Below are 25848 nucleotides of genomic sequence, written 5' to 3' on the forward strand. Positions count from 1 at the left end.
TCCACGCTACCGGAGGGGACCGACGAGTTGAGCGCGAGCAGGGTGGTCTCGTGGCCCGGTTTCCACAACACCCGGGATCTCGGCGGGCTGCCGACGACGTCCGGGAAGACGACCAGGTTCGGGGCCTTCTTCCGGGCGGCGGACCTGCGGCTCGTCACCGAGGCGGGGTGGGCGCAGGCGCGTGCCGCGGGTGTCCGCACCATCGTCGACCTCCGGAACGCGGACGAGATCCGGCCCGGGATGGACGCCCGGACCGCGCGGGCGGGTTCGGCGCAGTTCACCGCGGACGCCGCGGGGCCGGTCACCCCGGCCGGGATCGCCCGGCTCGAAGTCCCGCTCGACGACGTCGACGACGTCGCCCTCTGGCAGCACATCAACGGTGCCGGGCTCAACGGGACCCCGCTCTACTACCCCGTCTTCCTGCGGCACAAGGCCGGGCGCTGCGCCGCGGTCGTCAAGGCGATGGCCCACGCCGATCCCGGCGGGGTGCTGTTCCACTGCGGCGGGGGCCGGGACCGGACGGGTCTGGTCGCGCTCCTGCTGCTCGCGCTGGCCGGCGTCGAACCACGGGCCATCGCCGCCGACTACGCCATGTCGGCCGAAGCCCTTCCGGCGCTCTACGCCGCGATGGGGACCGACGACCAGGGGCCGGTCATCCGGGCCGCCCTGGCGAAGCACGGCACCACGGCCGAAGCTGCCGTGCTGGCGACGCTCGACGGGTTCGACGCCGAGCGGTACCTGCTCGAGGGCGGTGTCACCGGCAGCGAGCTCGCTGCCGTTCGCGCCCGGCTGGCCGGGTAGCCCGCCGCCGGGGACGGTCCCGGTGAGCGGTAACCGAGTTCGCTGAGAGGTCTGGACCAGCCGCCTATCGCTGTGTCTTAATCCAAGGCGTGAATTTTGGTCTCTCGACGAGGAGGACCCGGATGCGCCTCGGACGCAGGCTGGGCACCGGCGCGCTGGCTCTCGCGCTGCTGCTCGGCTCCGGAACGCCCGCGCTCGCCGGGAACCGCCCGGCCTACAAGGACTCCTGGCGGCCGGTCGGGGTCCGGGTGGCCGATCTGCTCTCCCGGATGTCGCTCGACGACAAGCTCGGCCAGATGATGCAGGCCGAACGGCTCGGGGTGAAGAGCCCGGCCGACGTCACCACCGGACGGCTCGGGTCGCTGCTCTCCGGCGGCAGCTCGCAGCCCACCCCGAACACGCCCGTCACCTGGGCCGACATGTACGACGGCTTCCAGAAGGCCGCGCTCGCCACGCCGCTCGGGATTCCGCTCGTCTACGGGGTCGACGCCGTGCACGGGCACAACGGCCTCTACGGCGCCACCGTCTTCCCGCACAACATCGGCCTCGGCGCGACGCGCGACCCGCGGCTCGTCGAGAAGATCGGCCGCGCCACCGCGGAAGAGGTCTCCGGCACCGGGATCGACTGGGACTTCGCGCCCTGCCTGTGCGTCGCCCGCAACGACCGCTGGGGCCGCACCTACGAGTCCTTCGGCGAAGTCCCACAGCTCGCCACGCAGATGACGTCGATCATCACCGGGCTGCAGGGCAGCCGGCTGGACCGGCCGGGGTCGGTCATGGCCACCGCCAAGCACTACGTCGGCGACGGCGGCACCACCGGCGGCGTCAACGAAGGCAACACCGAGATCAGCGAGCAGGAGCTGCGCGCGATCCACCTGCCGCCGTTCCAGGCCGCGATCCGGCGCGGGGTCGGTTCGGTGATGATCTCCTACAGCAGCTGGAACGGCGTCAAGATGCACGCCGGGTCGTACCTGGTCAACGACGTCCTCAAGAAGGAGCTCGGCTTCACCGGCATCGTCGTCTCCGACTACAACGGCGTCGACAAGATCGACGGCAAGAGCGGGTTCACCCCCGAAGAGGTCGAAGCCGCCATCAACGCGGGCATCGACATGGTGATGGTGCCCTACGAGTGGCAGAAGTTCATCGACACGCTGCGGACGCTCGTCGAACAGGGCCGCGTGCCGATGAGCCGGATCGACGACGCCAACCGCCGCATCCTCACCAAGAAGTTCGAGCTCGGCCTGTTCGAGCACCCGCTGACCGACCGGCGGTTCCTGGACACCATCGGCAGCAGGCCGCACCGCGACCTCGCGCGCCAGGCCGTGCGGGAATCCCAGGTGCTGCTGAAGAACGAGCACCACGTGCTGCCGCTTTCGAAGCGCGGCAAGATCTTCGTGGCCGGCAAGAACGCCGACGACCTCGGCAACCAGTCCGGCGGCTGGACCGTCGGCTGGCAGGGCACCAGCGGCCCGGTCATCCCGGGCACCACCATCCTGCAGGGCCTGCGGCAGAAGTCCCCGACCGTCACCTACGCCAAGGACGGCACGGGGATCGACAAGAGCTACGACGTCGCCGTGGCGGTCGTGGGGGAGACGCCGTACGCCGAAGGCAAGGGCGACCGGCCGCAGGGCATGGGGCTGGACGCGACCGACCTCGCCACGCTGCAGAAGCTGAAGGACTCCGGCGTGCCGACCGTGGTCGTGCTGGTGTCCGGGCGGCCGCTCGACATCGCCGCGCAGCTGCCGGACTGGGCCGGGCTCGTCGAGTCGTGGCTGCCGGGCAGCGAAGGACAAGGCGTCGCCGATGTCCTCTTCGGCGACTACAACCCGACCGGCAAGCTGCCGGTGACCTGGATGCGCAGCGCCGACCAGCAGCCGATCAACGCCGGTGACGGCCAACCCGCGCTGTTCCCGTTCGGGTTCGGCCTGCGGTACCCGCACCGCCCCTGGTGATTTCCGTCCCCCACCGGAAAGGTCCGCCCATGAGATCCCGCCGTCCGCTGATCCGGATCCTGGCGTTCTTCGCCGCCTGCCTGGGGCTTTCGCTCGGTGCCCCGGCGGTGCAGGCCGCGACGCCGTTCAAGGTCCTGGCCTTCTACAGCGGCACCTACGACGCCGCGCACATCAGTTTCGAGAAGGAGGCCAACGTCTGGTTCCCGCAGCAGGCGTCGGCCAACGGCTTCAGCTACACGGCCACGACCGACTGGAACCGGCTCACGAGCCTGACCAAGGCCACCGCCGACGTCGTGCTGTTCCTCGACGACCAGCCGCAGTCGGCCGCCCAGTTCCAGGGCTTCCAGAACTACATGGCCGGCGGCGGCGCGTTCTTCGGCTTCCACGTCACGGCCTACAACGACAGCTCGACACCGTCGTACGCGAACTGGTTCCACAACGACTTCCTCGGCACCGGCCGCTTCACGTCGAACACGTGGGGCCCGACGCCGGAGACGTTGAAGATCGAGAACCGCACCCACCCGTCGACGGCGAACCTGCCGGCGACGATCCGGTCGTCGACGTCGGAGTGGTACGCCTGGCAGAACGACCTGCGCCAGAACCCGAACATCTCGATCCTGGCGTCGATGGACAACTCCACGTTCCCGATCGGCACCGACCCGAACCAGACCTGGTACAGCGGCTACTACCCGATCGCGTGGACGAACAAGAACTACAAGATGCTCTACGCCAACTTCGGCCACAACGCGATGAACTACGAGACGAACACGGCGCTGTCGTCGACGTTCGAGAGCGCCGACCAGAACCGCTTCGTGCTCGACGGCCTGAAGTGGCTCGGCGGCGGTTCGACCGGGCCGACCGACCCGGGCACGATCGACCCGGCGGCCTGGTACGCGGTGACGAACAAGGCGTCCGGCAAGTGCATCGACGCCCGCTCGGCGGGCAGCGCGAACGGCACGGTGATCCAGCAATACACGTGCAACGGAACGACGGCCCAGCAGTACCAGTTCGCCCCGACCAGCGGCGGCTACGACCGGATCAACAACCGGACGAACGCGGCCCAGGTCATCGACGTCACGGACGTCTCGACGGCGGACAACGCCGGCCTGCAGCTGTGGTCCTACAGCGGCGGGAACAACCAGCAGTGGCAGCCGGTGCCGGAGGGCGGGGGTTACTACCACTTCGTCGCCCGCCACAGCGGCAAGTGCCTGACCGTGCCGGGTTCGTCCACAGCGGACAGTGTCCAGCTGGTCCAGGCGGCCTGCAGCGGCGGCGCCGCTCAGTCGTTCAAGGTCGCCTAACCGGTCGTGAGTGGTAAGTCGGGTTCTAACCCGCCTTACCACTCACGACCTTCAGTCGCGCTCGATAAGGTGGCCCACCACGTCCGGGCCCGGGTGGGCGTGGCCCGAGCCGTCGCGGCGGACGTCGATCTCCGGCAGCTCCACCGGGTCGCCGTTGCGGGCCGCTCCTGCCGGGCGGGGGCCGATCCAGGCCACCCGCAACGCCGTCTCGCCCTTGAGGAACCTCTGGGCGCGGACGCCGCCCGTTGCCCGGCCCTTGGCCGGGTACTCGCTGAACGGGGTCACCTTCACGCTCTGGCCCGTCGCCGTGATGACCAGGGGCTCGCCGTGCTCGTCGTCGTCCGTGCGGACCGCTCCGAAGAACACCACCGAGCCAGCGCCCACGTTCATGCCCGCCATGCCGCCGCCCTTGAGGCCCTGGGGGCGGACCAGCGACGCCGCGTACTTCAGCAGTGATGCCTCCGACGAGACGAAGGCCAGCGTCTCCGAACCGTCCGTCAGCCACGTGGCGCCGACGACCTCGTCGCCGTCCTTCAGGGAGATCACTTCGAACTCGTCCGAGCGGACCGGCCACTCCGGCGCGCAGATCTTCACCACGCCCGCCCGGGTGCCCAGCGCCAGGCCCGGGGAGCCCGCCGCCTGCTCGCCCAGCGGCGCGATGCCGATCACCGTCTCGCCCTTCTCCAGCGGCACCAGCTCGCGAGCCGCCATGCCGCCGCGCAGGGAGACCGTGCCCGCCTGCTCGGGCAGCACCGGCAGCGGCAGCACGTCCGTCTTGAACGCGCGGCCGCGGCTGGTCACCAGCAGCACCTGCCCGCGCGCGGTCGTGTGGACCACGGCGGCCACGGCGTCGTGCTTCACCCGGCCGTTGCGGCGGCGCGTCTCCGTCGCCTCCTCGGACTCGGCTGCGGTGCGGGCCACCAGCCCGGTCGCCGACAGGATCACCTGGCACGGGTCGTCCGCCACTTCGAGCGGGCCCGAAGGCTTCGACGCGGCCAGGACCTCCTTCAGGTCGCCGTCGATCAGCGCGGTGCGGCGCTCGGTCGGGAAGTCCTTCGCGATCTTCGCCAGCTCCGAAGAAACGAGCTTCTTCAGCACCGACTCGTCGTCGAGGATCTTGGACAGCTCCGCGATCTCCTCGCGCAGCCGCTCCTGCTCCGACTCGAGTTCGAGGCGGTCGTACTTCGTGAGCCGGCGCAGCGGCGTGTCCAGGATGTACGTCGCCTGGATCTCCGACAGCTTGAAGCGCGTCATCAAGCCGTCCTTCGCGGCCTGCGCGTTTTCGCTTTCGCGGATCAGCCGGATCACCTTGTCGATGTTGAGCAGGGCGATCAGCAGGCCGTCGACCAGGTGCAGGCGCTCTTCACGCTTGCGGCGGCGGTACTTCGTGCGCCGCGTGACGACGTCGTAGCGGTGCCGGAGGAAGACCTCCAGGAGCTCCTTCAGACCGAGGGTCTGCGGCTGGCCGTCGACGAGCACCAGGTTGTTGATGCCGAACGACTGCTCCAGCGGCGTGAGCCGGTAGAGGTCGGCGAGCAGGGCCTGCGGGTTGACGCCGACCTTGCACTCGATCACCAGCCGGGTGCCGTTCTCGCGGTCGGTGAGGTCCTTGACGTCGGCGATGCCGGTGAGCCGCTTGGACTTGTTGACCTCGTCGGTGATCTTCTCGATCACCTTCTCCGGGCCGACGCCGTAGGGCAGCTCGGTGACGGTGATCGCCTGCCGCCCGCGGCTGCCCTCGAGGGGCCCGGTTTCGACGTTCGCGCGCATCCGGACCACGCCGCGGCCGGTCTCGTACGCGCGGCGGACCTCGTCCAGGCCCAGCAGCTTGCCGCCGGTGGGCAGGTCCGGGCCGGGCACGAACTCCATCAGCTTGTCGAGCGTCGCGGACGGGTGCGTGATCAGCCACCGCGCCGCGGCGATGACCTCGCCGAGGTTGTGCGGGATCATGTTGGTCGCCATCCCGACCGCGATCCCGGAGGTGCCGTTGACCAGCAAGTTCGGGAACGCCGCGGGGAGAACGGACGGCTCTTCCAGCGAACCGTCGTAGTTCGGCCGGAAGTCGACGGTGTCCTCGCCGAGCTCGCCGACCAGCTGCATCGCCTCGGGCGACATGCGCGCTTCGGTGTTGTGGTTGACGAAACCGCCGGCCAAGAACGAGTGGTCATCCGTGGTGACGCGCACGGAGTAGACCTCGGCCGGATCCGCGGCGACCGCCTCGATGACCTCTTCGAACCGGTACCCCGAGTCCATGATCGGCAGGATCGTGGCCAAGACCTCGGTGTCCTTGATCCGGTCGATGATCCGCAGCCGCTCGGTTTCCCAGCGCTCGATGCGATCGAAGTTGTGCTGGGTCAGCCACTTGCGCCCGCTGCCCCGTTTGTCGAACTCGAGCGCTCCGCGGACGTAGTCGGCCACGAACGGGACGTGATCCGAGCTGAGTCGGTGAGGGCGGAGGACCGACCGCTGGACGAGCTCCTGCAGCCTCGCCTGCTTGGTCTTCAGGAACCCGACCCGCTCGGCGAACGCGCGCACGTTGCGCAAGCCGGAGACGACCAGCCGGTGTTCCACCGAGCCGCTCGCCCGCGTGTAGCGCCGGTGAACTGCGATGACGCCGAACTCCGAGAGCAGTTCCTGCAGCTCCGCGGCCAGCCGCTCGCTGTAGGTGGTGTAGTCAACCGTGTAGGTCTCGCCATTCTTGCGACAACAGCCGTCACCTTCGAACGCTGCCATCAGGAAGGCGCGCTTGACCCCTGCGCCGCTGTTCCACACACACGCGGGAACGAACTTCTCGCGTGCTTGGTGACCGATCAACTCGGCCAGGGGGCTCGTGCGGAAGGCTTCCATGCGGGCTGGGCCCTGAACGGCGAGCTCGAAGATACGCTTCCGGTTCGGCTGAGAGGGCCGGGTGCGGACATACCGTTCACCGCGCACGACCTTGTCGTAGGCGTGCAGCACCTCTCCGAAGAAGTGCTCGTCCGAGTTTGCGAAGCCTGCGGAGTTCTCACTGGCGAAGCCCTCGGACGCCCAGGCGCCAGCAAGGACGCCGAGGTTGTACTCCCGGGCCGTCGGGATCACGTTCTTCCACGCGTTGCGGGCGAGGCACACGATCGTGCCCGGCTTCACCTCGTCCAGCTGCTTCCACTGGAACATCGGCACACCCATCGGCGCCTCGAGGCACAGCACAGGGTGGTTCTCGCTGCCTCGGATCGAGAAGCCCGATTTCGTGGTGACCCGGACCGTCGGGTGCACACCCGAGTTGAAGACCTTGTCGACCCGGACGGCCTTGCCGTCCTTATCGAGGACCTCGAAGTCGGCGTCCGCCTCCGAATCGGCGGGCAGGTTGACGACATCGGCGATACGCGGGCTCGAGCCGTCGGCCAGGCGGATCCGGGTGTCGCCGGTCACACAGTAGCGACTGGCAGCCGGGCCGTCGTCGGGTGAACCGAAGTTGCCGTGGCCGTCGATCAGCGGGACGTTCAACGAGAAGTCCTGGGCCAGCCGCACCATCGCGTCGTAGATCGCGACGTCGCCGTGCGGGTGGTACTTGCCCATCACGTCGCCGACCACGCGGGACGACTTCACGTACGCGTGCGTCGGGCGGTAGCCGTTCTCGTTCATCGAGTACAGGATCCGGCGGTGCACCGGCTTCAGCCCGTCCCGCGCGTCCGGGAGGGCGCGCGAGTGGATGACCGAGTACGCGTACTCCAGGTAGGAGTCTTCGATCTCGGTCTTCAGCGAGTTGTCGAAGACGTGCGCACCGGGGGAGTCGAACGCGCTGGGATCGACCTTGGTGGTGGTGCCCTTGCGGCGTGCCACGGCAGAACTCCTTGGTAGCTAAGAAATTTAAGCGTCGATGGCTTCGCGGTCGATCCGGTCCGATGAGGCGACCAGCCAGTTGCGCCGGGGCTCGACCTTCTCGCCCATCAGCAGCTCCAGCGCGCCTTCGGCGGCCTCGACGTCGTCCATGGTGATGCGGCGGACCGAGCGGGTGGCCGGGTTCATCGTGGTCTCCCACAGCTCGTCGGCGTCCATCTCGCCGAGACCCTTGAACCGCGGCACCGGGGTGACGATGTTCTTGCCCGCCCGCTCCAGCTCGGCGAACTTCGTCTCCATCTCCTGCTGCGTGTACGTGAAGTGCGTTTCCGGGTTGCGGCCCTTCGTGACGAGCTTGTGCAGCGGCGGCATCGCCGCGTACAGCCGGCCATCCTCGATCACCGGGCGCATGTACTTCGCGAACAGCGTGATCAGCAGCGTGCGGATGTGCGAACCGTCGACGTCCGCGTCCGCCATCAGGATCACCCGGCCGTAGCGCATGGTCGTCAGGTCGAACGTGCGCCCGGTGCCCGCGCCGAGCACCTGGACGATCGACGCGATCTCGGCGTTCTTCAGCGTGTCGCCCAGCGAGGCCTTCTGGACGTTCAGGATCTTGCCGCGCAGGGGGAGCAGCGCCTGGTACTCCGACACGCGCGCCATCCGCGCCGACCCCAGTGCGCTGTCGCCCTCGACCAGGAACAGCTCGCTGCGGGAGACGCCGGTGGTGCGGCAGTCGACCAGCTTCGGCGGCATCGCCGCGCCTTCCAGCGCGGTCTTGCGCCGGGCGGCGTCCTTCTGCTGCTTCTGGGTGAGCCGCACGCGCGAGGCGTCGACCACCTTCTGCAGCACGACCTTGGCCTCGGACTTGGTCTTGCGATCCTCGGTCCAGGCCTTGACGTGCTTGTCGACGATGCCCTGCAGCACGCGGGTGATCCCGGCGGTGGACAGCTCGTCCTTGGTCTGCGAGGTGAACTGCGGCTCCGGCAGCCGGACGTGGATCACCGCCGTCATGCCCTCGAGGACGTCCTCGATCGTCGGCATGTCCTCCTTGGGCTTGAGCAGCCCGCGGGTCTTGGAGATCGCCTCCTGCAAGGCCTTCGCCATCGCCCGGTCGAAGCCGCGGCGGTGGGTGCCGCCGTGGACGTTGCGGATCGTGTTGGTGAAGCACTCGACCGTGCGCTCGTAGCCGGTGCCCCAGCGCAGCGCCACCTCGACCTCGGCGTGCCGCTCCACATTGGACTGCATGACCCCGGCGGCGTCGGCCGCGTTCTCCTTGTACGTGCCTTCGCCGGTGATCAGCAGCGTGCCGCAGACCGGCTTCTCGCCCGAAGGGGTGAGGAAGTCGACCATGTCGGCCAGACCGTTCGGGAAGTGGAACGTCTCTTCGTTGATCGTGTCTTCGATCGCCGTGCGCAGCACGTACGTGACGCCCGGGACGAGGAAGGCGGTGTTGCGCAGCTTCGACCGGACGCCCTCGACGTCGAGCGCCGCGCCGGACTCGAAGTAGCGCGCGTCGTACCAGTAGCGGATCGACGTGCCGCTGCGCTCGCCGCGCTTCATCTTGCCGGTGATGTTCAGCCCGGAGCGGCGGGTGAACTTCGCCTTCGGGCCCGGCCCGTCGAACGTGCCCGGCACGCCGTGCTTGAACGACATCTGGTGGACCTTGCCGTCCTGCTTCACCGTGACGTCGAAGCGGTGCGACAGTGCGTTGACCGCCGAAGCGCCGACGCCGTGCAGGCCGCCGGAGGTCTTGTAACCCGAACCGCCGAACTTGCCGCCGGCGTGCAGCCGCGTCAGCACCAGCTCGACGCCGGACAATCCGGACTTGGCGTGGGTGCCGGTCGGGATGCCGCGGCCGTCGTCGTCGACCTGGACGCTGCCGTCGGCGTGCAGGGTGACGACGATCTTCGTCGCGTGGCCGGCGACGCCTTCGTCCGTGGAGTTGTCCACCACCTCCGAGAAGAGGTGGTTGATGCCCCGGCTGTCGGTGGAGCCGATGTACATCCCGGGGCGTTTGCGGACGGCTTCGAGACCCTCGAGATGCGTCAGGTCGTCGGCCCCGTACAAGGTCTCGGCAGTCACAGGGTCGTTCTCCCGGATCGTGGCTCGCGAAAGTGCTGGTGGCGGTGCGGACTCGCCTGCACCGTAGTGCAGGATATCCGCCGACCCCGACAACTTTCGCGCGCTGCCCTCTCCGGAGTGGCGTACGCCGCCCCTTACCGGGGGTCGTAGCCCAGGTCGGGCCACAGGCCCAGCAGGGCTTCGATCTTCCGCGGGACCTGGAAACTGTTCCGGAAGTTCGGCTTCTCGCCGATCGCGGCGAGGGCCTTGCGGAGCTCGCCGAAGGCCGGCTTGGCGGCCGACTGCCGGGTCAGGACGTAGCAGTACGTGCGCCGCGGGTAGGCGAACTCGTCGATGTGCGCCTGCAGGACGAGACCGGGTGCCTCGATCCGGGATCCGACGAGGGGACGGCCCTGCTTCTGGCTGTAGACGGGGATAACGTGCACTCCCGCGCGGAGCGTGCGCGGCGGGTCCTGGCCCTGGCCGTCGTCGGCCCAGAGCAGCTCGACCCGGAACGGCGATTCGCCGTTTTCGCCGGGGTGGTTGTACTCGCGCTGCAGCTCTTCGAGCCGGTACTCGGCCTCGGCGGAGGGGTCGCCGCCTTCGACGAGGCTGACCAGGTACAGCTCGGCCGGCCGCGGCCAGGACGGCCGCGGCACGTCCGTGGCTTCGGGGGCCGCGGCTGCGGGCTCGGCCGCAACCGGTTCCGCCGTGGCGGGCTCGGTGGTGGCCGGGATTTCGGGTCGTGACTCGGGCGAGCCGGCTTGCGCGGCTTCGGCGGCCGGGTGCCCGGCGTCCGGCTGCGCCGGGCGGGCGGGGTCGGTGGGCGATGGCACCGGGGAGCCTGCGGCGGGGGAGCCCGGCACCGCTGGGCGCACCGGCGAAGCGGGCGGCGTGGCCGGGCGGACCGGCGACGGCGCGGGTGCGGCGGGGCGCACCGGCGAGGGCGGCGGTGTCGCGGCCGCGGGGCGGACCGGCGTCACCGGGCGGCTGGTCACCACCGGGCGGGCGGGTGCCGCCGCGGGCCGGGGCGACGGCGCCGGGCGGGCCGTCACCGGCTTGCCGGCGCCGTACTGCTCCAGCAGCGGCTCCAGGTCACCGGCGGTCAGCGAGGGACCCGCGAGGTCGCACCACTCGAGCCAGGCCTCCTGGGCTTCCTCGACGGTGTGCCGCTCGTGGGAGAGGGTGACGGCCTCGAACAGCTGCCGCGGGCCGGCGGCGGTGACGTCGGCCGAGCCGACCACCACGAACGACGGGTCGTCCTCCGCGATCACCAGCTTCGCGTTCAGCCCCCGCAGCGAGTGCACGATCACGCCCGCCTTGACCCAGTGCAGCAGCGCGTGCGGGCTCGTCGCGCCGGACAGCACGGTGTCCAGGCTCGCGTCCGTGATCAGCGTGTCGCCGGGTTGCAGGGGCAGCAGGGCCGCCGCGCCGGGCCCGACGTGACCGAAGGCGGCCACCAGGTTCCGGCGCGGGGCGAGCAAGGGGGTGATCGAGGCCCAGATGTCGCGACCGGCGAGTAGTCGTACCGAACGTTCTGCCAAACCCAGCCGAGCGAGCTCCGCGTCCATGTCCTTGACCTTAGCCGGTACCCCCAACGCGGTTGACGGCCGGAATATCTCTTGCTTGGAAGTAGTTGAACGCGCATGTAAGATGGTGCTCGCGAAGGGAGCAGGTCATGCAGTTCGGAATCTTCACGGTGGGCGACGTCACGACCGATCCCACGAACGGAACCACGCCGTCGGAGCACGAGCGGATCAAGGCGATGGTCCGCATCGCGCTCAAGGCGGAGGAGGTCGGTCTCGACGTCTTCGCGACCGGCGAGCACCACAACCCGCCGTTCGTCCCGTCGTCGCCGACGACGATGCTCGGGTACATCGCGGCGCAGACGTCCAAGCTGGTGCTGTCGACGTCGACGACGCTGATCACCACGAACGACCCGGTGAAGATCGCCGAGGACTTCGCGATGCTGCAGCACCTCGCCGACGGCCGCGTCGACCTGATGATGGGCCGCGGCAACACCGGCCCGGTCTACCCGTGGTTCGGCCAGGACATCCGCCAGGGCATCCCGCTGGCCATCGAGAACTACGCGCTGCTGCGCCGGCTCTGGCGCGAGGACGTGGTGGACTGGGAAGGCAAGTTCCGCACCCCGCTGCAGGGCTTCACCTCGACCCCGCGGCCCCTGGACGGCGTCCCGCCGTTCGTCTGGCACGGGTCCATCCGCAGCCCGGAGATCGCGGAGCAGGCCGCCTACTACGGTGACGGCTTCTTCGCCAACCACATCTTCTGGCCGAAGGAGCACTTCCAGCAGCTGATCTCGTTCTACCGCCGGCGGTTCGAGCACTACGGCCACGGCTCGGCGGACCAGGCCATCGTCGGCCTCGGCGGCCAGGCCTTCATCCGGCCCAAGTCCCAGGACGCCTGGAACGAGTTCCGGCCGTACTTCGACAACGCGCCGGTGTACGGGCACGGCCCGTCGCTGGAGGAGTTCACCGACCAGACGCCGCTGACCGTCGGCAGCCCGCAGGAGGTCATCGACAAGACGCTGACCTTCCGCGAGCACTTCGGCGACTACCAGCGCCAGCTGTTCCTGATGGACCACGCGGGCCTGCCGCTGAAGACCGTCCTGGAGCAGCTCGACCTGCTCGGTGAGCACGTCGTTCCGGTGCTGCGCAAGGAACTGGACGCGATGCGCCCGGCGCACGTCCCGGACGCGCCGACGCACGAATCCCTGAAGGCGGCGGCTTCGGCCGCGGTGGAGGTGACGGTATGAAGCTCGCAGTCGTGACGGCGGGGCTTTCGGTGCCTTCGTCGACCCGCCTGCTGGCGGACCGCCTGGCCGCGGCGACGGTCGCCGCGGCCGGGTCCCCGGTCGAGGTTTCCGTGGTGGAGCTGCGGGACATCGCCTTGGACATCACGAAGAACCTGCTGACCGGCTTCCCGAGCCCGGAACTGCGCACGGCCATCGAGACGGTGACCGGCGCGGATGCGGTGATCGCCGTGACGCCGGTGTTCACGGCCGGCTACAGCGGGCTGTTCAAGTCGTTCTTCGACGTGCTGGACACCGATTCCCTGGTCGGCACGCCGGTGCTGCTCGCGGCGACCGGTGGCACGGAACGGCATTCGCTGGTGCTGGACTACCAGCTGCGGCCGTTGTTCGGGTACCTGAAAGCGGATCCGGTCGCGACGGGCGTGTACGCGGCTTCGTCGGACTGGGGCAGTGGCGAGGCTTCCGGGGCGCTGCAGCGGCGGATCGAGAAGGCCGGCGCGGAGCTCGCTTCGGCTGCCGAGGGACGGGTCGTTCCTTCGGGTGAGCCGGAGTTCGTTCCGTTCGAACAGCTCCTGGCGCAGTAGCCGTCAGCGGTGGTGGACGCGGTACCGCAGGTGGGTGACGCCGGCGCCGGCCACCACCTCGGTCCGCTCCAGGGCGAACTTCCCGGTGCCGGGGTCCCCGAAGTACCGCACGCCTTCGCCCAGCAGCACCGGCACCAGGTCGATCCGCAGCTCGTCGAGCAGGCCGAGCCGCAGGCACTGCTGGGCGATCGACGGCCCGGACACGCCGACCGTCCCGTCGCCGGCCGCCTTGGCCCGTTCGACCGCGGTCCCGACGTCCGGGCAGAAGGTGAAGGGCGCCAGGTGGTCCGCGGGCCAGCCGGCGGGTGGTGGCCGGTGCGACACGACGAACGCCTTGCCGCCGCCCGGGGGCCGGCCGCCCCAGCCGTGGGTGTACTCGAAAACGCGGCGGCCGCAGACGAACGCGCTGTGGCGCACCGAATCGAGGAACGCGCCGAGGTACTCCGCGCTGGCCGGCGCCAGGCGGAAGGTCATCGGGTAGCCGACCATCGGCACCTCGACGTCTCCGGCCTGGTACCAGTCGAAGAGCGGTCCGACGCTGTCGTCGGGCCGCGCCACGAACCCGTCCAGCGACATGCAGAAGCTCGCCACCACACCCGCCACGATCCCACCCCTTATTCAACTTATCAGTTTATCAAGCGACAAGTTGAATATAGGCCGCCTGTCAAGAAGAGGTGCCGAAAGTAGGGGGTCGATCCCGCCGTCCGGCAGCAGCCGCCGGGGGTGGCCGCCGCCTACTTTCCCGGCCATGACCAGGCTTTTCCTCGTGCTCGCGGCGCTGCTGCTGGCCACCGCGACCCCGGCGCGCGCGGCGGCTCCGCGGGACATCGACGGCTACGTCCGCGCCCACCTCGACCACACCGGCCTCCCGGGGGCGGCGATCGCCATCACCCACAACGGTGACGTCGTCCGCGTCGCCGGCTACGGCCACGACGCGGCGGGCGCACCGATCACCGCGGAAACCCGGTTGCCGGTCGCGTCGCTGAGCAAGTCCATGACCGCCTTCGCCGTCCTGCAGCTCGCCGAAGCGGGCCGGCTGGACCTGGACGGCCCGGTGACGCGGTACCTCCCGGACTTCCGGCTCGCCGATCCGCGCGGCGCGAAGATCACCGTGCGGATGCTGCTGGACCAGACGTCCGGGATGGCCGACTCCGCCTTCCCCGACCTCGCGCTGCCGCAGCCGCACACGCTCGCCGAGGCCGTCACCCGGCTGAAGGACGCCCAGCCGGCGAGCGAGCCCGGCGCCGAATTCCACTACCACAACCCGAACTACGAGGTCGCCGCCCGGATCGTCGAGGTCGTCGGCGGGCAGCCGTTCGCGGAGTACCTGAAGACGAGGCTGTTCGCCCCGCTCGGGATGACGGCGAGCACCACCGTGGACACCCCGCCCGCCGGGACGCGGGGGTACGTCCGGGCCTTCGGGATCGAGGTCCCGGTGTCCGAACCGGACTGGTTCACCGGCGGCAGCCACGGCGTGCTCACCACCGCGGCGGACCTGGCGAAGTGGCTGGTGGCGCAGCGGGACGGCGGCGGGGTGGTCTCACCGGCGGCCGCCGCGCTGGCGCACACGCCCGCGCCGGGCCGCGACTACGCGCTGGGCTGGCGCGTCCGGGACGGGAAGGTGTCCCACACCGGCGACTGGTTCTCCCACACCGCGGCGCAGGTGCTGCTGCCCGGCGGGTACGGCGTCGCCGTGCTGGCGAACACCGGGATGGCGCTGGACAACGAGGCCGAGCTGCTGGCCGAAGACCTGGCGAGCCTGCTGGGCGGCGGCACGCCGGAGCCTGCCCTGCCCGCCGGGGTGGTCGCCGACCGGGTGCTGGGCGCGCTGGCCCTGGTCGCCGTGGGTCTCGCCGTGCTCGGCGTGCGCCGGGCCCGGAAGCGGCCTTGGTGGCGGCTCGGGCCGCCGCTGCTGCCGCTCGTGCCGCTGGTGTTCCTGCCGCAGCTGCTCGGGTGGGTATTCGCCGGACGGCGGGGTACCTACGCCCAAGTGCTCTACGTCTGGCCGGGGCTCGTGGTCGCGCTCGGCGTGGTCGCGCTGGCGGGCCTGACCGTGGCCACGGCCAGGGCACGGGCCCTCGTGAGTGGCACGCAAGCCCGCGACCAGGAAGAATCGGACCCGACGAGGGGAGACGGCCGGTGGGCATCGGCAAGCAGACGAAGCGGATCCTGATCACGGTGGCGGGGGCCATCCTGCTGGTGGTCGGGGTGCTGCTGCTCGTCCTGCCCGGCCCCGGGCTGCTGCTCGTGCTCGCCGGGTTGCTGCTGCTGGCCTCGGAGTTCCCGGCGCTCGAGAAGTACGTCGACCCGGTGCGCGACCGCGCGATGAAGGCGGCCGAAGACAGCGTGTCGTCGCCGCTGCGGATCGCCGGCTCGGTGCTGGCCGGGCTGGCACTGCTGGCGGCGGGGATCGTCTGGGGCACGGTGAAGTCGCTGCCGTTCAGCGGCTGGAGCACCGGGTCGAGCCTGATCCTGTCGTCGGTGATCCTCTTCGCGCTGCTGATCTGGAGCTACCGGCGGGTCAAGACCCGGCGCGAGGCCGGCAGCCGCAGCTGAGCCGGATACTGTCGGCGCCATGAGCGCCGGATTCCAGCGGGCCCGGCGGCCGGAACAGGTCGAGGCGCGCCGCACCGCGATCCTCACCGCCGCGCGGGAGCTGCTGGCCGAGCGCCCGGTCGCCGGCATCAGCCTGCGGGAACTGGCCTGCCGCGTCGGGCTCGCGAAGTCCAATGTGCTCCGCTACTTCGACAGCCGCGAGGCCGTCTTCCTCGAGGTCCTCGACACGGCGTGGACGGAGTGGCTCGACGAGCTGGACGGCGAGCTCGGCCCGCCCGCGCCACCGGACCCCGGCTACGCGCGCGAAGAGCGGGTCGCCGGGGCGATCGCGGCGACGCTGGCCGAGCGGCGGCTGCTGTGCGAGCTGGTCAGCGCGATGGCGCCGGTGCTGGAACGCAACATCTCGCCGGAGTTCGCCCGCAGCTTCAAGCGCCGGGCGGCGGCCGGCACCGAGCGGCTCGGTGCGCTGGTCCGGGCCCGGGTGCCGGAGCTGTCGGCCGACGGCGGCCGCCAGTTCGCCGCCGGCGTGGTGATCGTGGTCTCGGGGGCGTGGCCGCACGCGAACCCGACCGCCGCCGTCGCGGCCGCCGCGGCCGAGCTGGGCGGGGTGCCGTCGTTCGCGGAGGCGCTGGCGGAGAGCCTCACGAACCTGCTGGCCGGGCTCGTCGCGCGGCGGCGGTGACGAGGTCGGCGTTTTCGAGCACCGGCTTCTCGTAGCCGTGCTCGGCGACCTCCAGCATCGCCCGGCCGATCTCCTCGCTGGTCGTCACGAAGCCGGGCAGCAGCCGCCGCAGCAGCGGGTACAGCGGCATCGCGACGCGGTAGAGCGTCCGGTACAGCGGGGTCCTGGACGTGATCCCGTGCATCGGCTGGATGTAGCCCGGTCGGACGGCGAACGTCCGCAGCGGCAGCCTGGCCAGCGCGTTCTCGGTGGCGCCCTTGACGCGGGCCCAGCGCACCCGGCCGCGTTCGGTGCTGTCGGTGCCCTGGCCCGAGACGTACACGAACGTGGTGCCCTCGGGCAGCTTGCCGGCGACCGAAAGCGTCAGCTCGTAGGTGATCCGCTCGTACTCCGCCGGCGCGACGCCGACCGAGGACACGCCGAGGCAGTAGAGGCACACGTCGTAGCCGGTGATCGGGCCGAGGGCGAACAGGTCCGGCTCGACGCGTTCGGTCAGCTTCGGGTGCGTCTCGCCGAGCGGGGACCGGCCGACGGCCAGCACCGCCTCCACCCGGTCGTCGAGCAGGCACTCGCGCAGCGCGCCCCGGCCGACCATGCCGGTCGCGCCGAAAAGGACGACCCTCACGCGTCCGCCACCGGCAGGAGCCCTCGCTCGGCGAAGACCTTCTTCGCGACGGCGGTCGCGTTCAGGGCCCGCGGGAAGCCGCAGTAGGCCGCCGACTGCAGGAGCGCCTCGACGATCTCCTCCGGCTTCAGGCCGGCGTTGAGCGAGGCATTGACGTGCACCTCCAGCTGCGGCTCGCACCCGCCGAGCGCGGTCAGCATGCCCAGCGTCACGAGCTGGCGGTCGCGCGGCACGAGCGCCGGCCGCGAGTAGATCTCGCCGAAGCCCCACGACACGACGCTGTCGGCGAGCTTCGGCGAGATGTCCGCGAGGCCGTCCAGCACCCGCTTGGCGGTCTCTTCCCCGTTGAGGTCGACCAGGGTCTGCATGCCGCGTTCGAAACGATCTTCGCTCATGACCGCGACGGTAGCGGCTGGAGCGGACTCCAGGTCAACCGGAAAGGCCGCGCCGGGAGCGTCCCGGCGCGGCCTCTTCGCGGACCTCCTACTTCCCGCTCGCGTACAGCGCGCTCACGTCCGCGTCGGACAGCGCCCGGTCGTAGACGTGGACCTGGTCGACCGCGCCGTCGAGGAAGTCGACCGGGTTGCCGCCGTACTTGCCGCGGCCGATCACCGTGTGGCCCGTCGACGCTTCGCCGAGGCAGACGCTCTTCGTGGCCGCGAGCTGGCCGTCGACGTAGAGCTTCAACGTGCCCGAAGCCGCGTCGCGGACGCCCACCACGTGGTACCAGCGGTTCGCCTCCGGGGCCGTGGGCGCCAGCGCCCGCGTGCCGACGAAGCTCATCGCGAGCCGGTGGTCCTGGCCCGAGTACTGCAGGAAGAACGCGCTGTTGCTCGGGCCGTCCTGGCTGACGACCGTCTGGAAACCGTCGCCGACGGCGTTGAACTCGACCCACGCGGCCGCGCTGTAGCTGCCTTCGGTGTTCACCAGTGCGGCACCGGTGTCGGTGTACTGGCCCGACCCGTTCACCGCCAGCGCCGAGCCGCTCTTGCCCGCGGTCCAGGACGCCCCGCCGGCGAGCGTGGCGTCGTGGCTGCCGACGACGTCCTTCGCCACCGTGCCCGCGTTCTCGTCGAAGGGGTAGGCGGCGATGCCGTCGATCCCGGGCGTGCCGGCGGGCACCGAGGGACCGGACACCGGGGCCCCGGTGGCGCCCTTGATCACCGCGAGGTTCGCCGCGCGGACCGCCGCGAAGTCCATCTTCTTCACCTGCCGGTCGTAGGTGAAGAAGCCGTTGACCTCCTTCTCGACGTCGGTGGTCTGCGTGTAGACACCCGCGGACACCCCGCACCGCTGGGCGACCAGCAGCAGGCGCTGCTGCAGCTCGCCGTAGCGCCGGGTCAGCGTCGCGCTGTCCGGCTCCATCTCGTAGGCGAAGCTGCCGGCCGCGTCGAACTCGTGGCCGGCGACCTTGAGGCCGAGGCCGCCGTACTCGCCGTCGACCGCCGCGCGCGGGCCGGTTTGCATCGGCGTGCCCGGGCCGGTGTAGCTGTGGTCGTCGTAGACGTCACCGCGGCCGCTGTCCGGTTCGGACCGGCAGCAGTTGACCCCGGATTCGGCGTTCACCAGCCGCGTCGGGTCCCAGGACTTGACCAGGTCGGCGATGCGGCCGACTTCGTAGTCGCCCCAGCCTTCGTTGAACGGCACCCAGCTGACGATCGACGGGAAGCTGCGGTGCTGGTCGATCATCCGCTTCAGCTCGGACTCGAAGGTGACCCGCGAGGCGGCCGACGGCTCGACGTCGTCCTTCATCGCCGGCATGTCCTGCCAAACCATGAGCCCGAGCTTGTCGGCGTAGTAGTACCAGCGGTCCGGCTCGACCTTGATGTGCTTGCGCACCATGTTGAAGCCGAGCGCCTTCTCCTGCTCCAGGTCGAACTTCAGGGCCGCGTCGGTCGGCGCGGTGTAGATGCCGTCCGGCCAGAAGCCCTGGTCCAGCGGGCCGACCTGCATGACGAACTTGCCGTTGAGCAGCATCCGCTGCTTGCCGTCGGCGGTCTTGCCGAGGCCGATCGTGCGCAGCCCGAAGTACGAGCCGACCTCGTCGCCCGACGGGACGAGCTTCACCCGCAGGTCGTAGAGGAACGGGTCGTCCGGCGACCACAGGTGCGGCCGGTCCACCTTGAGCTGCAACGGCTTGTTCGCGTCGCCGGACACGCGCCCGACCGGGCGGCCGTGGTCGTAGGCGACCGCTTCGACGCGCTGCTTCACCGGCCCGCCGACGACCGCGGTCACCGTCACCGAACCCAGGTCCGGGGTGATGTCCAGGCGGTCGATCCGCGAGGACGCCACCGGTTCCATCCAGACGGTCTGCCAGATGCCCGAAGACGGCGTGTAGAAGATGCCGTCACCGGGCCCGCGCTGCTTGCCGAGTGGCTGCCCGCCCTGGTCGTTCGGGTCGGCGACGCCGACGACCAGCTCCTGGTCGCGGGCGGTGGTCAGGGCGTCGGTGACGTCGACGGACCAGGCGTCGTAACCGCCGGTGTGGCGGCCGACGGTCTTGCCGTTCACGATCACCGTGGCGTCGTAGTCGACCGCCTGGAAGTGCAGCAAGATCCGCTGCCCGCGCCAGTCGCGCGGCAGCTGGAACGTCCGCCGGTACCACATGTTCGTCTCGTGGCGCATGATCCCGGACAGCGCCGACTCGACCGGGTACGGCACGAGGATGCGCTCGCCCAGTGTCCTGCCCACCGGAGCGGCCTCGCCGGGCTTGGCCGAGGCGAACTCCCAGACCCCGTTGAGGTTCTGCCACTTCGCGCGGGTCAGCTGTGGTCTCGGGTAGTCCGGCAGGGCGTTGGCGGGTGAGACGTCGTTGGTCCACGGTGTGGACAGCGGCGGGGTGAGCCGCTGCCACTGCGGCGGGGACTCGGCGTGCGCGGCGGGGACCGCGAGTCCGGTGAGGGCCATCGCCAGCGCGGCGGCCAGTCGGGCGGGGCGGAACATCGTTGAACCTCCTGGTAGGGGACGGGAGTTCAGCGGGTGCGGGAGCGCGCGAGCAGGCGCTGGATCACCACGACGACGAGCAGGAAGGCCCCGCTCACCACCGTCTGGTAGTTGGAGTCGAGGGTGCCGATCTGGTTGATGACGTTCTGGATCAGCGTGCGCAGCAGCACGCCGACGAGCGTGCCGACGATCGTCCCGGCGCCGCCGGTGAGCAGCGTGCCGCCGATGACGACGACGGAGATCGCGTCGAGCTCGGTGCCGACGCCGATCACCGTGACGCCGGACTGCAGGTACGCCGCGGTGAGCACGCCGGCGAACCCGGCGAGCGCGCCGCTGAGCGTGTAGAGGCTCACCTTGGTGCGGGCCACCGGAAGGCCCATCAGCACCGCCGACTGCTCGGCCCCGCCGATGGCGAACACGGACTGGCCGAACCGGGTGCGGCGCAGCAGCAGGCCGCCGAGGGTGAACAGGACGAGCGTCAGGTAGACCGGGACGCCGATGCCGAAGACCGTGCCCTGGCCCAGCCAGAGGAACGCCGAGCCGGGGTCCACTTTGTACGTCGTCGCGCCTTCGGTCGTCCACGCCAGCAGCAGCCCCCTGGCGAACAGCAGGGACGCCAGCGTGACGATGAACGGCGCCATGCCGGTGCGGGCGATGAGCACGCCGTTGACGAACCCGATCAGCGAACACACCGCCAGGGGCAGCAGGATCGCCACGACCAGGCCGTACTGCGCGCCGTACGCGGCGAGGACACCGCCGAGCGCGTAGTTCGAGCCGACCGAGAGGTCGATGCCGCCGGAGATGATCACGAACGTCATGCCGAGCGCGATCACGGCGAGGAACGACCCCTGCAGCACCAGGTTGCGCAGGTTGTCCGCGGTGCCGAAGTGCGGGAACGCGAACCAGGCGGCGGCCATGCCGAGGACGAGCACGACGGCCGCGCCCTGGCGTTGGAGCACCCCGGCGAAGGCCGCGTTGCGGGCCTGGGTCTGGGTCGCGGTCATCGGCTGCTCCGCTCACGCGCGACGTAGACCGCGACGACGATGATGGCCGCCTGGACCATCTGCGCGGTCGAGTCCGGCAGGTTGTGCTTGATCAGGGTGGCCTGGACGAGCTGCATGAGCAGCGCGCCGAAGACGGTGCCGAGGACGCGGACCCGGCCGCCGGTCAGCGGGGTGCCGCCGACGACGACCGCGGTGATCGCGGACAGCTCCATCAGCAGGCCGACGTCGCTGGGGTCGCTGGCGGCCAGCCGCGACGTCGCCAGCACACCGGCGATCGCCGCCAGCGCCCCGGAGATCACGTAGACGCTGATGAGCACGCGGTTGACCGGCAGCCCGGCCAGCGTGCTCGCGGCGCGGTTGCCGCCGATGGCGACCAGGTGCCGTCCGAACGTGGTGCGCTGCACGACCAGCCCGGCCAGCACGGACAGCACGCCCGCGACGATCACCATGATCGGGACGCCGAGGACGTCGCCGGTGCCCAGCGCCAGGAAGTCGCGGTTGTGCAGCTGGACGAGCTGCCCGTGGGCGATCACCAGGGCGAGCCCCCGCCCGCCGACCAGCAGCGCCAGGGTGGCGATGATCGGCTGGATGCCCAGGTAGGCGACCAGGTAGCCGCTGAACAGGCCGGACACGATCCCGGCGATGACGGCCACGATGACCGCCATCAGCGGGCCGGCGCCGAGATAGAGCGGGATGAGCGCGGCGGCGATCGCCATCACCGAGCCGACCGAGAGGTCGATGCCCTCGGTGCCGATCACCAGCGCCATGCCGAGCGCGACGATGCAGACCGGCGCCGCCTGCACCAGCTGGGTGCGGAAGTTGGCCGCCGACAGGAAGTTCTCGGTGAACACGACGTTGAACAGCAGCAGCACCACGACGGCCAGGTAGACGCCGTAGTTCTGCAGCCACGCGGTGACTTTCGCGCGGTCGGGACTCCTCGTCAGGGTGGCGCTAGACATCGTTGTCACCCCCGGTGTTCTCCGCCGCGATGGCGGTCAGGACGTTCTCCTCGGTGATGCGGTCGCCGGTCAGCTCGCCGGCGACCGCGCCGTCGCGCAGCACGACCACGCGGTCGGCGCCGTCGATCAGCTCTTCGAGTTCGGACGAGATGAGCAGCACGCCGAGCCCCTCCTGGGCGAGTTCGTCGATCAGCGCCTGGACCTCGGCCTTCGCGCCGACGTCGATGCCGCGGGTGGGCTCGTCGAGGAGCAGGATCTTCGGGCCGGTGGCCAGCCAGCGGGCGAGCAGCACCTTCTGCTGGTTGCCGCCGGAGAGCTCCGACACCTTCTGCTCGGGACTCGCCGCCTTGATCCGCAGCCGCTCCATGAAGATCTTGACGATCTTGTCCTGCTTGGCCTTGCTGACCAGGCCGAACGGCGAGAGCGCCGGCATCGCGGCGAGCACGATGTTCTCGCGGACCGACAGGTTCGGGATGATCCCGTCGGTCTTGCGGTCCTCGGCCAGCAGCGCGATGCCCGCGCGCATGGCGGCCTTGATCCTGCCCCGCTTCAGCGGTTTCCCGGCGAGCAGGACGCTGCCGCCGGACAGGGGGAACGCGCCGACGATGGCCCGTGCCGTCTCGCTGCGGCCGGAGCCGAGCAGGCCGGCCAGGCCGACGACCTCGCCGGGCCGGATGCTCACCGAGACGTCGCGCAGCTTCCGCAGGCCGCTGAGGTGCTCGGCCTTGAGCAGCGGCTCGCGTTCGACCTCGTGCTCTTCGCCGAACGCTGTGACGCCTTCCTCGCGGATCTGCCTGATCTCCCGGCCGAGCATCAGCGAGACGAGCTCGATGCGCGGCAGCGGCTTCAGCGGTCCGGTGTGGACGACCCGGCCGTCGCGCAGCACGGTGACGCTGTCGCACACGCGGTACAGCTCGTCCATCCGGTGGCTGACGTAGACGATCGCGATCCCCTGCGCGTGCAGCCGGTGCAGCACCTCGAACAGCGTCTCGACCTCACGCGGCTCCAGCGACGACGTCGGCTCGTCCATGATGACGACCTTGGCGTCGGTCGAGACCGCGCGGGCCAGTGCGACCATCTGCTGCGCGCCGACACCAAGGGTGTGCAGCGGCCGCCTGACGTCGTCGTCGATGCCGTAGCCCTTGAGCAGCTCGCGGGCGTCGGCGTGCATCCTCCGCCAGTCCACCAGGCCGGTGCGGGTGCGCGGCTCGCGGCCGAGGAAGACGTTGCCGGCGATGCTCATCAGCGGGACGAGGTTGACCTCCTGGTAGATGGTGGAGATCCCGGCGCGCTGCGCGTCGATCGGCCGCTTGAACGCCACCGGCTCGCCGAGGTGGCGCACCTCGCCTTCGTCGGGCTGGTAGACGCCGGTGAGCACCTTGATCAGGGTGGACTTGCCGGCGCCGTTTTCACCGACCAGCGCGTGCACCTCGCCCGGCGCCAGCGCGAAGCTGACGCCGTCGAGCGCGAGGGTGCCGGGGAACCGCTTGGTCACCCCGGCCACCTCGAGCACCGGTGCGGTCGTCATGGCGACGTCCTCTTCGGTGGCTGCCGTCATTTGTAGGAGTTCCCGACCTTCTGCGCGGCGTTGGTCTCGTCGTACTGGTCGTCGGCGATGACGATGCTCGCCGGGATGGCCTCGCCGTTCTCGAACTTCTGCAGCGTCTGGAAGGCCAGCGGGCCGAAGCGCGGGTTCGACTCGATCACCGCGTTGTAGCTGCCGTCGACGATGAGCTGCACGGCGTTGCGGGTGCCGTCGATGGAGACGATCTTGACGTCCTTGCCCGGTGCCTTGCCCGCCGTCTTGAGCGCGTTGACCGCGCCGACGCCCATTTCGTCGTTTTCGGCGTAGACGGCGGTGAGGTCCGGGTGGCTCTGGATGAGCTGCTCCATCACGGACTGGCCCTTGGACCGGTCGAACTCGCCGGTCTGCTCGGCGACCACGGACAGGCCCGGCGTCTTCGCGAGCTCGTCCTTGAAGCCCTTGGTCCGGTCGGTGGTGACGTTGTTGCCGGACGCGCCGAGCAGGATCGCGACCTTGCCGGTGCCGCCGGTCGACTTCACCATCGCCTGGGCGGCGCGCTTGCCCTGCTCGACGAAGTTGGAGCCGATGAAGGTCAGGTAGTCGGTGCACGGCTGCGACGTCACCTTGCGGTCGACGGTGACGACCGGGACCTTCTTGGCCTTCGCCGCGTCGAGGGCGGGCTGGAGGCCGTCGGAGTTCAGCGGGGCGACGACCAGCAGCTGGGCGCCGCGGTCGAGCATCGACTTGATGTCGCTGATCTGCCGGTTCAGGTCGCTCTGGGCGTTGGTGACCAGCAGCTTGTCTTCCGCGATGCCCAGCTTCGCGGCTTCGTCGCGGATGGACTGCGTCTCGGTGATCCGGAAGGGGTTGGCCTCCTTTTCGGACTGTGAGAAACCGACCACCGCCGTCTTGAGGTCGACCTTGGGGTAACCGGTTTTCTGCAGGGTGCAGCCGTCGGCGCTCGGGGCGGCGGACTGCGCGGACGCGGCCGGCCCGTCGCCGCTGGCGGGGGCGGCCGGGGTTTCCTCCCTGCTGGTGCAGGAGGTGAGGGTCAGCGCGGCGGCGGCCGCGGTGACCAGGACCAGTCGGGGACGGGAGGACAAGAGCACGGCGACTCCTCGGGCAGCGTCGTTGGTGGCCCGCTCGCCGGGGTGATCGGGGTCACCGCGGGAGCCTTGAAGTACTTTTTACATCGTTGGAACAACGTTGTAAACCGGCAGCCGCTCGCTACACTTCGTGCTCACTCTCTGAAGGGACCGCCCGTGACCGTGACGCTCAAGGACGTCGCCACGCTTGCCGGAGTGTCGGTGAAGACCGTGTCGAACGTCGTGAACGGCTACGCCTTCGTCAAGCCGGAAAACCGCCGGCGCGTCGAGGAAGCCCTGGCGGCGACCGGCTACCGGCCCAACATCGGGGCCCGCAACCTCCGCCGCGGCCGCACCGGCTTCCTGGCGCTGATGGTGCCGGAGCTGTCGATCCCGTACTTCGGCGAGCTGGCCGGCCTGGTCATCACGGCGGCCCAGCAGCGCGGCTGGAGCGTCCTGATCGAACAGACGCAGGGGACGCGGTCACGGGAGCGGGAGACCCTCGCCTCGCTGGGCCCGCACCTGGTCGACGGGGCACTGGTGCACCCGGAAGCCCTGCAGGCGGCGGACTTCCCGGCCGACCCGGGCGGGATCCCGCTGGTCATGCTGGGTGAGCACGCGGTGGACCTGCCGATCGACCACGTGGCGATCGACAACGTCCTGGCGGCGCGCACGGCCGTGTCGCACCTGGCGTCACTGGGCCGCACGCGCATCGCGGCCATCGGGCGCAATCCGGAACGCGGGACGTCGTCCCAGCGGCTGGCCGGGTACCGCGCGGCCCTGCAGGCGGCCGGTCTGTCCTATTCGGACGCTTTGGTGGCCCCGGCGGAGAAGTGGCACCGGTCGGTGGGGGCGGCGGCGATGAAGTCGTTGCTGGCCCTGCCTTCGCCGCCGGACGCGGTGTTCTGCTTCAACGACCTGCTGGCCGTCGGCGCGCTGCGCGCGGTCGCCGAGCTGGGCCTGCGGGTGCCGGAGGACGTCGCGATCGTGGGGTTCGACAACAACGAAGAGAGCGCATTCTCACTGCCGTCGCTGACGACGATCGCGCCGGACAAAACGGCACTGGCCGAGGCGGCGGTGGACCTCGTGCACCGGCGCATCACGGGAGACAAGACGTCCCCGCCGCAGGACATCCAGACCCCGTTCGCCCTGGAGATCCGCGAAAGCACCCGCGGCCGCTGAGG

At 70.4% G+C, this 25848-nt stretch carries 20 protein-coding genes; 9 read left to right on the forward strand and 11 right to left on the reverse strand.

The window, feature by feature from the left end:
* Positions 1-27 precede the first annotated feature (27 nt).
* The 3 genes from ACWEGE_RS35505 (at position 28) to ACWEGE_RS35515 (ending at position 4054) form a co-directional block, all read left to right on the forward strand.
* A complete protein-coding gene (locus tag ACWEGE_RS35505) occupies positions 28-801 on the forward strand; it encodes a tyrosine-protein phosphatase (protein WP_449664850.1) in 774 nt (257 codons plus the stop codon).
* A 122-nt stretch (positions 802-923) separates the two neighbouring features.
* The gene (locus ACWEGE_RS35510) at positions 924-2753 is read left to right on the forward strand and encodes a glycoside hydrolase family 3 protein (RefSeq protein ID WP_449664851.1); all 1830 of its coding nucleotides are present in this window, start codon (positions 924-926) and stop codon (positions 2751-2753) included.
* A 29-nt stretch (positions 2754-2782) separates the two neighbouring features.
* A complete protein-coding gene (locus tag ACWEGE_RS35515; RefSeq protein WP_449664852.1) occupies positions 2783-4054 on the forward strand; it encodes an RICIN domain-containing protein in 1272 nt (423 codons plus the stop codon).
* Between the two features lie 51 nt (positions 4055-4105).
* Here the strand turns inward: ACWEGE_RS35515 and ACWEGE_RS35520 are convergent, their stop codons facing one another.
* The 3 genes from ACWEGE_RS35520 to ACWEGE_RS35530 all read right to left on the reverse strand — a co-directional run bounded on the left by ACWEGE_RS35520 (position 4106) and on the right by ACWEGE_RS35530 (position 11502).
* Positions 4106-7873 (reverse strand): DNA gyrase subunit A, encoded by a 3768-nt coding sequence (locus tag ACWEGE_RS35520; protein WP_449664853.1) that lies wholly within the window; start codon positions 7871-7873, stop codon positions 4106-4108.
* A 27-nt stretch (positions 7874-7900) separates the two neighbouring features.
* Positions 7901-9952 carry a DNA gyrase/topoisomerase IV subunit B gene (locus ACWEGE_RS35525; RefSeq protein WP_449664854.1) on the reverse strand — a complete coding sequence of 684 codons (2052 nt, stop codon included), beginning with the start codon at positions 9950-9952 and terminating at the stop codon, positions 7901-7903.
* Positions 9953-10086: 134 nt separating this feature from the next.
* Complete coding sequence (locus tag ACWEGE_RS35530) at positions 10087-11502, reverse strand: hypothetical protein (RefSeq protein ID WP_449664855.1); 1416 nt, start codon at positions 11500-11502, stop codon at positions 10087-10089.
* A gap of 107 nt (positions 11503-11609) precedes the next feature.
* Here ACWEGE_RS35530 and ACWEGE_RS35535 point away from each other — a divergent pair, with 107 nt between their 5' ends.
* Positions 11610-12704 (forward strand): LLM class flavin-dependent oxidoreductase, encoded by a 1095-nt coding sequence (locus ACWEGE_RS35535; protein ID WP_449664856.1) that lies wholly within the window; start codon positions 11610-11612, stop codon positions 12702-12704.
* Complete coding sequence (locus ACWEGE_RS35540; RefSeq protein ID WP_449664857.1) at positions 12701-13285, forward strand: FMN reductase; 585 nt, start codon at positions 12701-12703, stop codon at positions 13283-13285. Before ACWEGE_RS35535 ends, ACWEGE_RS35540 begins: the two co-directional genes overlap by 4 nt.
* A gap of 3 nt (positions 13286-13288) precedes the next feature.
* Here ACWEGE_RS35540 and ACWEGE_RS35545 read toward each other — a convergent pair whose 3' ends face one another.
* Positions 13289-13888 carry a dihydrofolate reductase family protein gene (locus ACWEGE_RS35545; RefSeq protein ID WP_449664858.1) on the reverse strand — a complete coding sequence of 200 codons (600 nt, stop codon included), beginning with the start codon at positions 13886-13888 and terminating at the stop codon, positions 13289-13291.
* Positions 13889-14033: 145 nt separating this feature from the next.
* On the opposite strand from ACWEGE_RS35545, the gene ACWEGE_RS35550 reads away from it, so the two are divergent.
* Genes ACWEGE_RS35550 through ACWEGE_RS35560 form a run of 3 tightly spaced genes read left to right on the forward strand, consistent with a single transcriptional unit; the run spans position 14034 to position 16523 of the window.
* Positions 14034-15458 (forward strand): serine hydrolase domain-containing protein, encoded by a 1425-nt coding sequence (locus ACWEGE_RS35550; protein ID WP_449664859.1) that lies wholly within the window; start codon positions 14034-14036, stop codon positions 15456-15458.
* A complete protein-coding gene (locus ACWEGE_RS35555; protein WP_449664860.1) occupies positions 15425-15841 on the forward strand; it encodes a PGPGW domain-containing protein in 417 nt (138 codons plus the stop codon). The genes ACWEGE_RS35550 and ACWEGE_RS35555 overlap by 34 nt, the downstream gene beginning before the upstream one ends.
* 19 nt (positions 15842-15860) lie before the next feature.
* Positions 15861-16523 carry a TetR family transcriptional regulator gene (locus ACWEGE_RS35560; protein ID WP_449664861.1) on the forward strand — a complete coding sequence of 221 codons (663 nt, stop codon included), beginning with the start codon at positions 15861-15863 and terminating at the stop codon, positions 16521-16523.
* On the opposite strand, the gene ACWEGE_RS35565 is transcribed toward ACWEGE_RS35560, so the two are convergent.
* The 7 genes from ACWEGE_RS35565 to ACWEGE_RS35595 all read right to left on the reverse strand — a co-directional run bounded on the left by ACWEGE_RS35565 (position 16483) and on the right by ACWEGE_RS35595 (position 24688).
* Entirely contained in the window at positions 16483-17148 is a 666-nt protein-coding gene (locus ACWEGE_RS35565) for an epimerase (RefSeq protein ID WP_449664862.1), read from the reverse strand. The two genes, ACWEGE_RS35560 and ACWEGE_RS35565, sit on opposite strands and share 41 nt — an antisense overlap.
* A complete protein-coding gene (locus tag ACWEGE_RS35570) occupies positions 17145-17543 on the reverse strand; it encodes a carboxymuconolactone decarboxylase family protein (RefSeq protein ID WP_449664863.1) in 399 nt (132 codons plus the stop codon). Before ACWEGE_RS35570 ends, ACWEGE_RS35565 begins: the two co-directional genes overlap by 4 nt.
* Before the next feature lie 88 nt (positions 17544-17631).
* Positions 17632-20091, reverse strand: coding sequence for a LamG-like jellyroll fold domain-containing protein (locus tag ACWEGE_RS35575; protein WP_449664864.1), 2460 nt, complete (start codon positions 20089-20091; stop codon positions 17632-17634).
* Between the two features lie 29 nt (positions 20092-20120).
* Complete coding sequence (locus ACWEGE_RS35580) at positions 20121-21095, reverse strand: ABC transporter permease (RefSeq protein ID WP_449664865.1); 975 nt, start codon at positions 21093-21095, stop codon at positions 20121-20123.
* Complete coding sequence (locus ACWEGE_RS35585) at positions 21092-22054, reverse strand: ABC transporter permease (protein ID WP_449664866.1); 963 nt, start codon at positions 22052-22054, stop codon at positions 21092-21094. Before ACWEGE_RS35585 ends, ACWEGE_RS35580 begins: the two co-directional genes overlap by 4 nt.
* Entirely contained in the window at positions 22047-23612 is a 1566-nt protein-coding gene (locus ACWEGE_RS35590; protein WP_449664867.1) for a sugar ABC transporter ATP-binding protein, read from the reverse strand. The genes ACWEGE_RS35585 and ACWEGE_RS35590 overlap by 8 nt, the downstream gene beginning before the upstream one ends.
* Positions 23609-24688: an ABC transporter substrate-binding protein gene (locus ACWEGE_RS35595; protein ID WP_449664868.1), complete on the reverse strand. Its 1080-nt coding sequence runs from the start codon at positions 24686-24688 to the stop codon at positions 23609-23611. Before ACWEGE_RS35595 ends, ACWEGE_RS35590 begins: the two co-directional genes overlap by 4 nt.
* A gap of 153 nt (positions 24689-24841) precedes the next feature.
* Between ACWEGE_RS35595 and ACWEGE_RS35600 the strand changes: the two genes are divergently transcribed.
* Positions 24842-25846 (forward strand): LacI family DNA-binding transcriptional regulator, encoded by a 1005-nt coding sequence (locus tag ACWEGE_RS35600; RefSeq protein ID WP_449664869.1) that lies wholly within the window; start codon positions 24842-24844, stop codon positions 25844-25846.
* Positions 25847-25848 lie beyond the last annotated feature (2 nt).

The sequence above is a fragment of the Amycolatopsis sp. NPDC004747 genome, from assembly GCF_053601335.1.

Excerpts from the sequence above, each read along its gene's own strand:
- ACWEGE_RS35575 (WP_449664864.1), bottom strand. The coding sequence starts at position 20,091 with ATGTTCCGCCCCGCCCGACTGGCCGCCGCGCTGGCGATGGCCCTCACC.
- ACWEGE_RS35560 (WP_449664861.1), top strand. The coding sequence starts at position 15,861 with ATGAGCGCCGGATTCCAGCGGGCCCGGCGGCCGGAACAGGTCGAGGCG.
- ACWEGE_RS35510 (WP_449664851.1), top strand. The coding sequence starts at position 924 with ATGCGCCTCGGACGCAGGCTGGGCACCGGCGCGCTGGCTCTCGCGCTG.
- ACWEGE_RS35550 (WP_449664859.1), top strand. The coding sequence starts at position 14,034 with ATGACCAGGCTTTTCCTCGTGCTCGCGGCGCTGCTGCTGGCCACCGCG.
- ACWEGE_RS35515 (WP_449664852.1), top strand. The coding sequence starts at position 2,783 with ATGAGATCCCGCCGTCCGCTGATCCGGATCCTGGCGTTCTTCGCCGCC.
- ACWEGE_RS35590 (WP_449664867.1), bottom strand. The coding sequence starts at position 23,612 with ATGACGGCAGCCACCGAAGAGGACGTCGCCATGACGACCGCACCGGTG.
- ACWEGE_RS35570 (WP_449664863.1), bottom strand. The coding sequence starts at position 17,543 with ATGAGCGAAGATCGTTTCGAACGCGGCATGCAGACCCTGGTCGACCTC.
- ACWEGE_RS35580 (WP_449664865.1), bottom strand. The coding sequence starts at position 21,095 with ATGACCGCGACCCAGACCCAGGCCCGCAACGCGGCCTTCGCCGGGGTG.
- ACWEGE_RS35530 (WP_449664855.1), bottom strand. The coding sequence starts at position 11,502 with ATGGACGCGGAGCTCGCTCGGCTGGGTTTGGCAGAACGTTCGGTACGA.
- ACWEGE_RS35540 (WP_449664857.1), top strand. The coding sequence starts at position 12,701 with ATGAAGCTCGCAGTCGTGACGGCGGGGCTTTCGGTGCCTTCGTCGACC.
- ACWEGE_RS35585 (WP_449664866.1), bottom strand. The coding sequence starts at position 22,054 with ATGTCTAGCGCCACCCTGACGAGGAGTCCCGACCGCGCGAAAGTCACC.
- ACWEGE_RS35535 (WP_449664856.1), top strand. The coding sequence starts at position 11,610 with ATGCAGTTCGGAATCTTCACGGTGGGCGACGTCACGACCGATCCCACG.